Raw genomic sequence first — 9159 nt, forward strand, 5'->3', positions numbered from 1 at the left:
CAACTTTATTTTTTCAACTAACTATAATTTGGGGAAAATTACAAGACCTTGAAAGAGCTGGTCCTAGCATTGTTAATGCAAGCCAACGCATTCACAATGCAGGGTATTGCCAAATTGAATTCGCTACGAATTAATTAAATGCTGTACTAAGGATAGACATGGAAAGAGAGATTAAAGATTCAGATGGAATTACATGGATTTGTATTCAAGCATTTTCAGGTCTTTCAGATATCTCAAAAGCTGAAGATGCAGCTGAAGTCGAAGGAGAACCAGATACCTACTGGGTTGTCTGTACTCCTAGTGGCGGCGCACAGTCTGTACGGCTAAAGCTACAGGGTAAATGGGAAGAAGAATACTCTGATGAGGCGTTACTCAAGGAAATTAGAGCGCAGCAATAATTGGCGTTGGTGATTAATCGGCTCAATGCCCTGTTCGCTGGAGCGCGTGGTTAGGCTTTTGGGGTGGACGATGGAAGTGGACAGACTTCCATGACTTGAATCAAGCCGTGTTCAAGGGTGAATCGATGACCCACATGCTCATCGACAAGAACTGCCCCAACCAAGTCACGCACGACCTGATGCACATCGACCAAAATGCGTCCGGCCTCTTCCGAGTAAAAGGAAATCGGCTCGACGTGCGGATTGATCTCGCTCCATTGCTCCGTCCAGTAAGCGCGAACTTCTTCAGGCCCACGGACAAAACCGCCTTTGAACGCTCTCGGCCAAAGCACGTCTGGAGTCATGAGGGCAAGGGCAGCGTCAATGTCTCGTGCGTTGAAGGCCGCGTAAGCCGCACGAAGCAGTTCGATTTCTGGTGCAGGTTGATCTGACATAAGAGCTATGGTGAAGGAGATGCAGCAGGGCCTTAACAATTTATTTTACTGTTAAAGCTAAGTAAGCTAATAATCATTTAATCTGCATGTTGAGACCGCAAGGGGGCAGGGGTGCAGAGGAGCAAGGGAGAGGACTTGAAGTTTTTACCTAAATTTTTAGTTGTGCAACTTGTAAGCACAAAAGCTTATTATTATCTTTGCGGGACACAACTACGCGCTAATTGCGATCACTGTGGCGAGTTAGTAGTGTCCGCCAGATATAAATTTTATTCGTACTCGGCTCAATACCAATATAAGCTTCTCAAAATCCTCCTTAAAAAGGAGGATTTAAAGTTTTGGATACCTTATGTACCATTTTTAAAACAACCTCTAAGACGCACAAGAAAAAGCAACTGACATTATGACAAATACAGTAATTATTACAGGCGCATCTCAAGGAATTGGCAAAGCTACAGCATTATTGTTTGCCCGTCACAACTATGTCACAACTATAATGTTGTGTTGGCAGCTCGTCAACTTGACCGTTTAGAAGCTACTGCTGCACAGATACGGGAACTGGGACGAGATGCGATCGCTATTTCTTGCGATGTCAAAGATCCTTTACAAGTAAACGACCTGATCGAGAAGGGAATAAATCATTTTGGTAACATAGATGTATTAATTAATAATGCAGGTATCTTTTGCTTAGGGCCCGTCGAGGATTTTAGCTTAGATGATTGGCATCAGATAATTGATACCAATTTGTGGGGCTACATCCATACTATTAATGCCATCCTGCCCCATTTCTTAGAACGTCGCAAAGGAACCATTGTTAATGTCAGTTCTATTGGTGGTATAGAACCGATTCCTTACCAAGTTCCTTACACAACTGCTAAATATGCCATAACTGGGTTAACAAAATCGCTACACGCAGAGTTATCACCAAAAGGGATTCACGTTAGCGGAATTTATCCCAGTTTTATCAGTACTCAAGTGATGGAACGGGCAATCTTTCGCGGTAAAGACGAGGAAACTGCCGAAGCGCGTTCTGAGTTGGTAGATAAAGCAATTCAAATTCCTGTACTAGAAAAGCCTGAAGATGTAGCAAAATCAATTTGGGAAGCAGTAAAGCATCAGCGTTCTGATGTCATGGTAGGCACAACAAACCTTTGGAAAGCAATTTATCACTTGTCTCCTAATTTGATGCAGTCAGCTTTTCGGCGTCTCTTCGGCATGGAAGAACGAAGTTAGTCACATTTTGAGTTACCAGAAATAAAATTTTTGACTTTTGACTTTTGATTTTTGACTTCCCCAAAGGGGCTGACTCTGCCATTGGAAGTAATAACAGAGGTAGAGGTTATGGCAACAACTTTCCAGTAGTGTAGAGGCTTAAAGTAAGCTGGAAATTTCTTAATGGCATATCAGGGCGTAATTTTGGATATAGATGGAACACTTGTTATCAGTAATGATGCTCATGCTCAAGCCTGGGTAGAGGCATTTGCAGCATTTGGCTATGAGGTAGAGTTCAAGCAAGTTCGACCACTGATTGGCATGGGAGGCGACCAGATTATTCCTAAGTTTGCGCCAGGACTTTCTGATCAAGAAGGAAAAGGTAAGGAAATTGCCAACAAACGTAAAGAACTGGTCATCAACAAGTTTGGAGCAAATCTGACTCCTGCCAGTGGGGCGCGGCAACTAATATTGAAGATGCAGGATGAAGAGTTACGTCTAATCATTGCTAGTTCAGCAACGAGCCAAGAACTGTCAGTGTTGCTCAAAGCTGCACAAGTTGATGATTTACTCAGTCAGGATGAGGCGGCAACATCTAGCGATGCCGAAGCTTCAAAACCTGCTCCAGATATTGTGGAAGCGGCTTTGAGTCAGTTGAAGATGCAGGCATCTGAGGTAGTAATGCTGGGCGATACTCCCTACGATATTGAGTCTGCAAATAAAGCTGGTGTTGGCGTGATTGCGTTTCGTTGCGGTGGTTTTGATGATAGTCAATTAAAAGATGCGATCGCAATTTACAATGATCCTGCTGACTTGTTAGCACATTATGACACCTCACCTCTAGCAACCAAAGCAATGACTAGCAATTGAAGAAGGCGGGAGGTTCAGTTCTAAACCTCGTTTGTATAACTCTTCAAATAATTTTTGCGAGATATATCTTCTATCTCCAAAAAATTTACCGATTAAGTCACGAGTCATAGTTTTTTTGTGCCTTTTTTAGTCATTCTCAATCAATCTTAGCGCTCGCCTTTGTAATGCCGAGTTATGCAAATCCATACATAGCTGACTGATGGTGTTACAGCAATTGTGGCGTTTTGTACCAGAGGTTCATACAGATAGTCGTGTGGTAGATAGGCATATCTCACGATTACGGAGAATTTTAACCCGATGTCTACCGGAAGAATATAGAACATCGCGCTAATATTAAGTAATATTCCGATAAGAATAGACTTGTTCTAATTTTGAAAGTTTTGAGTAGGGGAGAACATAGGCGGCTGTCCCTAGTCGAGGAGAAAAACATTTAAACAAGTAGATGAAAGCAAGAATTTCTGACTCCATTGCTGACCATTTTCGAGGTGGGGAAATGGCAACCCGGATCAATCGCTTGGACTGGTCGCAAACGTCATTAGGCAAGCTCGATGCATGGTCACAAAGTCTCAAGTCAGTGGTCAAGACGCTGCTTGCTTCGAGCTATCCGATGATTCTAACTTGGGGCACAGATTTCATCCAAATTTACAACGATGCCTATTCGCAATTGATTGGCGAGAAACATCCCGCAGCGCTTGGGAGTGATATTCGGATTACACTCGCCGAGGCATGGGACACGCTAGGGCCAATGATCGAAACGGTGATGTCAACGGGAGTGGCAAATCTGACACCAGCACTGCTCCTGTTGTTGGAACGCTCCGGCTATCGGGAAGAATCCTACTTTAGTGTTTCCCATGCTCCGGCAGAAGACGATTCTGGGCAGATTGTTGGGATGCTTGCGGTGTGTAGTGAAGTAACACAGCAAGTATTGGGGGATCGGCGATTGCGGCTGCTACGCGATTTATCGTCTAAAGCAGGCGCAACCCAAAGCGTTGAAGCAACCTGCTATGATGCGCTTTGTGTTATCGCATCCTCTCCAATGGATGTACCGTTTGCACTGCTATATCTACGTGACTCCGATACTAAAAGGTTGATCTTACAAGGATCTGTGGGGATTCAAGCAGGGGAAGTCGTCAGTCCGAGAAGAATTGAGCTAGAAACCAATGGCACAGATGTTTGGTCATTGGCGAAGGCGGCAAATGGAGAAACGATTCTAATTGAAGGCATCGATGAATATATCACAATTTTAGGCGGTGCATTTAGTGAACCAGTAAAATCTGCGATCGCACTGCCGATCGCCTCATTTGGGCAGACAGCGACATTGGGTGTACTGGTAGCCGGAATTAGCCCTAGCCGTGAGCTAGATGAGGGATATCGCTCATTCTACGAATTATTCGCAGGTCAGATATCGGTTTTAGTCCGCAATGCTCAGGCATACGAAGAAGAACGCCGACGCGCTGAAGCATTGGCAGAACTAGATCGGGCGAAAACAGTGTTTTTTAATAATGTCTCCCATGAGTTCCGCACACCTTTGACGTTAATACTGGGTCCGTTAGAGGATGTCCTAAGTAGCAAAAATGGGTCAAAGGTGACAACTGAGGAACGTGAGCAATTGCAATTAGTTCACCGAAACAGTCTGCGTTTGCTCAAGTTAGTCAACACACTATTGGACTTTTCGCGCATCGAAGCAAATCGGATTGAAGCAGTTTATGAACCTGTTGACCTTGCTGTATTTACAACTGAACTGGCCAGTGTCTTCCGCTCAACTATCGAACGCGCCGGTTTACGTCTAATAGTAGATTGCCCACCTTTACCAGAAGCGGTGTATGTAGACCGCGAAATGTGGGAAAAGATTGTTTTGAATTTGCTCAGTAATGCTTTCAAATTCACGTTTATTGGACAAATCAGTGTAACCTTACGTTGGTACACGGAATATGTGGAACTGGAAGTCCAGGATACAGGTACAGGAATTCCAGCAGCAGAATTGCCCTATTTGTTTGAGCGTTTTTACCGTGTACAAGGGTCACGGGGCCGCACTTATAAAGGCTCTGGGATTGGATTATCGCTAGTGCAGGATCTGATTCGACTTCATGGTGGCTCGGTTCGTGTGATCAGCAAATTAAATCAGGGAAGTTCTTTCATTGTTTCACTTCCTACTAGTACTGCTCATCTGCCCACTGAACGCATTGTATCTGAGCATGATTTGCCGAACACTGCTTCAGTAACGGCTGCTTTTGTTGAGGAAGTACGGCGTTGGCTACCTGAAGAAGCAGGGGAGCAGGGGAGCAGGGGAGCAAAACACTTTCTTCTCCTCTGCCCCTCTGCCCCTTTGCTCCTCTGCCCGTATTTTACTGGCTGATGACAACGCAGATATGCGCGATTATTTAAAGCACTTACTCCAAGGAGATTACGAAATAGAGGCAGTTACAGATGGAGTAGCTGCCTTAGCAGCAGCCCGCAGGCAGATACCGGATTTAGTACTGAGCGATATTATGATGCCGGGAATGGACGGGTTGCAATTGTTGCGCGAATTGCGCTCTGAATCATCCGCTCGGGAAGTACCTATTATCCTGCTATCTGCCCGCGCTGGTGAAGAATCTCGCGTTGAAGGCTTAGAGATGGGTGCGGATGATTACCTGATCAAACCTTTCTCGGCGCGAGAACTGCTGGCACGGGTACGAACAAACTTAGAGTTGTCCCGACTGCGTAAAGATGCTTTAGCTCAACAAGCCGAACGAATTCGGGAGCAGGCAGCGCGAGTTGAGGCGGAGACCGCCAGTTGCATGAAAGATGAATTTTTGCAAGTACTTTCCCATGAGATTCGTACACCACTCAATGGAATGCTTGGCTGGGTTAAAATGCTTCGCCAAGGTAAATTAAATTCATCTGAAACTATTCGGGCGCTAGAAACTATTGAGCGCAGTGCCAATGCTCAAGCGAAACTAGTAGACGATTTACTGGATGTATCATGTATTATCCGAGGGCAACTGCGCCTAGAAAAGCTTTCAGTTTCTTTAATCTCAGTGATTACTGAAGCTATCGAAACTGTAAAACCAGAAGCTTCAGCTAAAGATATTACGATTAACTGTATGCTTGATCCGTGTGCTAGTTCTGTTTGTGGAGATGCTAGTCGTTTACAACAAGTAGTGTGGAATTTACTGAGTAATGCAATTAAATTTACGCCTTCTGGGGGACAGGTAGAGATTTGCCTGCAAGCTTTGGGTACAGAGGCGCTCCTCCAGGTCAAAGATACGGAAAATGGTATAAAAGCTGACTTCTTGCCCTACATTTTTGAGCGTTTCCGTCAAGCAGATGCAAGTACAACCCGAAGCTATGGGGGACTAGGCTTAGGGCTAGCAATCGTCTGGCATTTAGTGGAAATGCATGGGGGAACAGTAGAGGCCAATAGTCCAGGGCTTGGGCTAGGAGCAACCTTTGATGTGCGCTTACCTCTGATGAGCATCTCTTATATTTCTGAGGGTGCAGAATCAATCTCTGGAAACGATGATAGTCAAATTTCACTCAACGGTTTACAAGTATTAGTTGTTGATGATGAAGCTGATGGACGTGAGCTTGTTGCTTTTATCTTGAAGCAACATGGTGCTTTGGTGAGTGAAGCAGCATCAGTAGCCCAAGCATTGTCAGCGTTAGAGTTGGGAATACCACACATACTGATTTCGGATCTTGGTATGCCAGAGTCGGATGGCTACAGCTTCATTCGTCAAATCAGGGCTTTACCAGTAGAAAAAGGGGGTAAAATTCCAGCAATCGCTAATCCTAACCCGAAACCTCCTGTATGGCGCGAGCGTACACTATATACTCGATAAAACCGCTCAAAGATATAGGGTAAATCTGCCTCTGGAATCCCAATACCGCTATCCTGGACTTCAATTACCACCCAACCAGACCCAAAGAAAACTCGTAAGCTAACTCTACCTCCAGACGGCGTGTAGCGGCAGGCATTACTGAGAAGATTTTTTACTGCTTGCCGCATTAAATCTGGATTGATTCTCAACATTACTAATTGTTCAGGAAATTCGCTGGTTAATTCTAAGTTTTTTGCCTTTGCTGAGTGGGTGTATTCCTCTACTAATATTTCGAGCCAGTTAACCTTTATTTTCTGAGTTTTGGCTAGAAAATTTAATGTCTGTGATTAAATAATGGCTCAAAGCTTTATTTAATCAAAGGTTGAGAATTTTGCTTCAATTATTGTTTACCAAAAGTGACAAAACAGGGTTATGGCTCGACCTCGTTGGCTACAATTTCTAATTAACTTAGGGCTAGAGTTTTGGCTGTCAATACCCTTGATCGGAATGTTTTTTTGGGTAAGTACGGGTTTGCTGACACATCAAGTCTTAAGCTACACCTATGACACAATCGCCCAAATCCACGCCGACTCAAAACATCACATTCAGTTTTCTGTTTCACTCCCTGTTATGTCTATTGAAGCGATAATTCAACGTCAAGAAAAGTTGACTGAAGTCAAAGTTTACACTGCTGATTCAGTGTTAAAGCAGATGGAATTTGAGTTTACCGTGACTGAATTTGCTCAAATTGATGCCGCAAGCGCTCAAGCTTTAGGATTATCTATAACAGCAATTAAGCAGTTAATACGTTATCGCATTGAAAATTAAGGGACTTTCAGATGCGATCGCTGTTTGCGAGATTCTAGGCAGAATCCATGCAGCCAATATAATTCATAAAGATATTAACCCTGGAAACATAGTCTTTAATCTGGATACTGGCGTTGTCAAAATTATTGATTTTGGGATTGCGACCCAATTTAACCGCACCAATCCGACGTTCAAAAGTCCCCATGTGTTAGAAGGCACGCTTGCCTATCTGTCGCCAGAGCAAACCGGGCGGATGAACCGAATGCTCGACTATCGCACTGATTTTTACTCCCTTGGTGTGACATTTTACGAACTGCTCACCGGACAACTACCATTTCCCACCACAGACGTGCTGGAGCTAGTCCATTGTCATATTGCCAAACATCCAATTGCGTCTAATGAAATAAATACAAAGATTCCCAAGCCAGTTTCAGATATCATTCTCAAACTGATGGCGAAAAATGCTGAAAATCGCTATCGAAGTGCCTGGGGCATCAAAGCGGATTTAGAAATCTGTGCTGAACAATTAGAAGAAATCGGTCAAATCTCTAGCATTCAACTGGCGCTTCAAGACGTTTCGGGTCAGTTACTTGAGGCAGAAGAGTTCTACGAACAAGCAATTCAAGGAGCTAGAGACAATGAGTATTTGCAAGAAGAAGTATTAGCTTATGAATTAGCTGCTAAACATTATCTGGCAAGAGGTAGAGAAAAAATCGCCCAAACTTACATGAAGGAAGCACATTGCTGCTATGAACGATGGGGAGCAACTGCGAAAGTCAAAGATTTAGAAACTCGCTATCCCCAGCTATTTTCTCAATCTTCAGGCATGGCTTCCGTGCCAATCCACAAAACTTCTGTCATTACCTCTAATCACTCACCCATCGCTTTCGATTTAGCGGCGGTGATGAAAGCTTCCCTTACGATTTCTAGTGAAATTGAACTGGATAAGCTACTCAGTTCCTTGATGAAGATATTAATCGAAAATGCTGGCGCACAAACAGGATTTTTGATTTTGGAAAACTCAGGAAAATGGGTGATTGAAGCGTCTAGTGAATTCAATGAAGGTGAAATGTCTATGCTACACAAGTGCTACAATCTATCCCAACTGCAAATCATTTACCTGAATCAATTATTAATTATGTAATTCGTACTTATGAATGTGTCATTTTAAATGATGCTACTCGTGAAGGTAATTTTATTAACGATCAATATATTCAACACAATCAAACTCAATCAATCTTATGTTTACCTATGCTCCATCAAGGTAAGCTCGTGGGCGTGTTGTATCTAGAAAATAAACTAGCGTCTGGGGCATTTACACCAGAGCGATTCTCCGTTCGCGCAAGCGTGCCGGAGGTATTAGGAGACGCTACGCGATCGCAAGTCTTAAATCTGCTATCCACCCAGGCAGCCATTGCGATCGAAAATGCCAAACTCTATGCAAAGCTCCGCGCGAGTGAAAGTCAGATGACTCAATTTCTAGAAGCGATTCCAGTGGGAATTGGCATTATTGACGCAACGGGTCGCCCTTACTATGTCAATCAACGAGGAATTGAGCTTATGGGTAAAGGCTAGGACCAGCCCTTTCAAGGTCTTGTAATTTTCCCCAAATTATAGTTAGTTGAAAAAATAAAGTTG

Annotated in this window: 8 protein-coding genes and 2 pseudogenes; 7 read left to right on the forward strand and 3 right to left on the reverse strand. The window is 43.7% G+C overall.

Going from position 1 to position 9159, the window contains the following annotated elements; all coding sequences use genetic code 11:
* The first annotated feature begins 158 nt into the window (after nt 1–158).
* Nucleotides 159–398, forward strand: coding sequence for a hypothetical protein (locus tag RMY00_RS35660; protein WP_322652073.1), 240 nt, complete (start codon nt 159–161; stop codon nt 396–398).
* Between the two features lie 50 nt (nt 399–448).
* Here RMY00_RS35660 and RMY00_RS35665 read toward each other — a convergent pair whose 3' ends face one another.
* On the reverse strand, nt 449–832 hold the full coding sequence (locus tag RMY00_RS35665; protein WP_322652074.1) for a nuclear transport factor 2 family protein: 384 nt from the start codon (nt 830–832) through the stop codon (nt 449–451).
* Between the two features lie 400 nt (nt 833–1232).
* Here RMY00_RS35665 and RMY00_RS35670 point away from each other — a divergent pair.
* Both RMY00_RS35670 and RMY00_RS35675 read left to right on the forward strand, forming a co-directional pair.
* A pseudogene (locus tag RMY00_RS35670) lies at nt 1233–2062 on the forward strand (SDR family NAD(P)-dependent oxidoreductase).
* Between the two features lie 162 nt (nt 2063–2224).
* Entirely contained in the window at nt 2225–2911 is a 687-nt protein-coding gene (locus tag RMY00_RS35675) for an HAD family hydrolase (protein WP_322652075.1), read from the forward strand.
* Here the strand turns inward: RMY00_RS35675 and RMY00_RS35680 are convergent.
* On the reverse strand, nt 2882–3019 hold the full coding sequence (locus RMY00_RS35680) for a hypothetical protein (RefSeq protein WP_322652076.1): 138 nt from the start codon (nt 3017–3019) through the stop codon (nt 2882–2884). The genes RMY00_RS35675 and RMY00_RS35680 overlap by 30 nt on opposite strands.
* 334 nt (nt 3020–3353) lie before the next feature.
* On the opposite strand from RMY00_RS35680, the gene RMY00_RS35685 reads away from it, so the two are divergent.
* A complete protein-coding gene (locus RMY00_RS35685; protein ID WP_322652077.1) occupies nt 3354–5267 on the forward strand; it encodes a GAF domain-containing sensor histidine kinase in 1914 nt (637 codons plus the stop codon).
* Nucleotides 5268–5280: 13 nt separating this feature from the next.
* Nucleotides 5281–6735 carry a response regulator gene (locus tag RMY00_RS35690; protein WP_322652078.1) on the forward strand — a complete coding sequence of 485 codons (1455 nt, stop codon included), beginning with the start codon at nt 5281–5283 and terminating at the stop codon, nt 6733–6735.
* On the opposite strand, the gene RMY00_RS35695 is transcribed toward RMY00_RS35690, so the two are convergent.
* Nucleotides 6630–6926, reverse strand: a complete 297-nt coding sequence (locus RMY00_RS35695; RefSeq protein ID WP_322652079.1) for a sensor histidine kinase — start codon at nt 6924–6926, stop codon at nt 6630–6632. The two genes, RMY00_RS35690 and RMY00_RS35695, sit on opposite strands and share 106 nt — an antisense overlap.
* A gap of 220 nt (nt 6927–7146) precedes the next feature.
* Between RMY00_RS35695 and RMY00_RS35700 the strand changes: the two genes are divergently transcribed.
* Together RMY00_RS35700 and RMY00_RS35705 are read left to right on the forward strand one after the other, a co-directional pair.
* The gene (locus RMY00_RS35700) at nt 7147–7542 is read left to right on the forward strand and encodes a hypothetical protein (RefSeq protein WP_322652080.1); all 396 of its coding nucleotides are present in this window, start codon (nt 7147–7149) and stop codon (nt 7540–7542) included.
* A 13-nt stretch (nt 7543–7555) separates the two neighbouring features.
* A pseudogene (locus RMY00_RS35705) lies at nt 7556–9090 on the forward strand (protein kinase domain-containing protein); the annotation flags it as partial.
* Nucleotides 9091–9159: the final 69 nt, after the last annotated feature.

The sequence above is a fragment of the Nostoc sp. ChiVER01 genome (assembly GCF_034531155.1).
In the GTDB taxonomy this organism is placed as follows: Bacteria; Cyanobacteriota; Cyanobacteriia; order Cyanobacteriales; family Nostocaceae; genus Nostoc.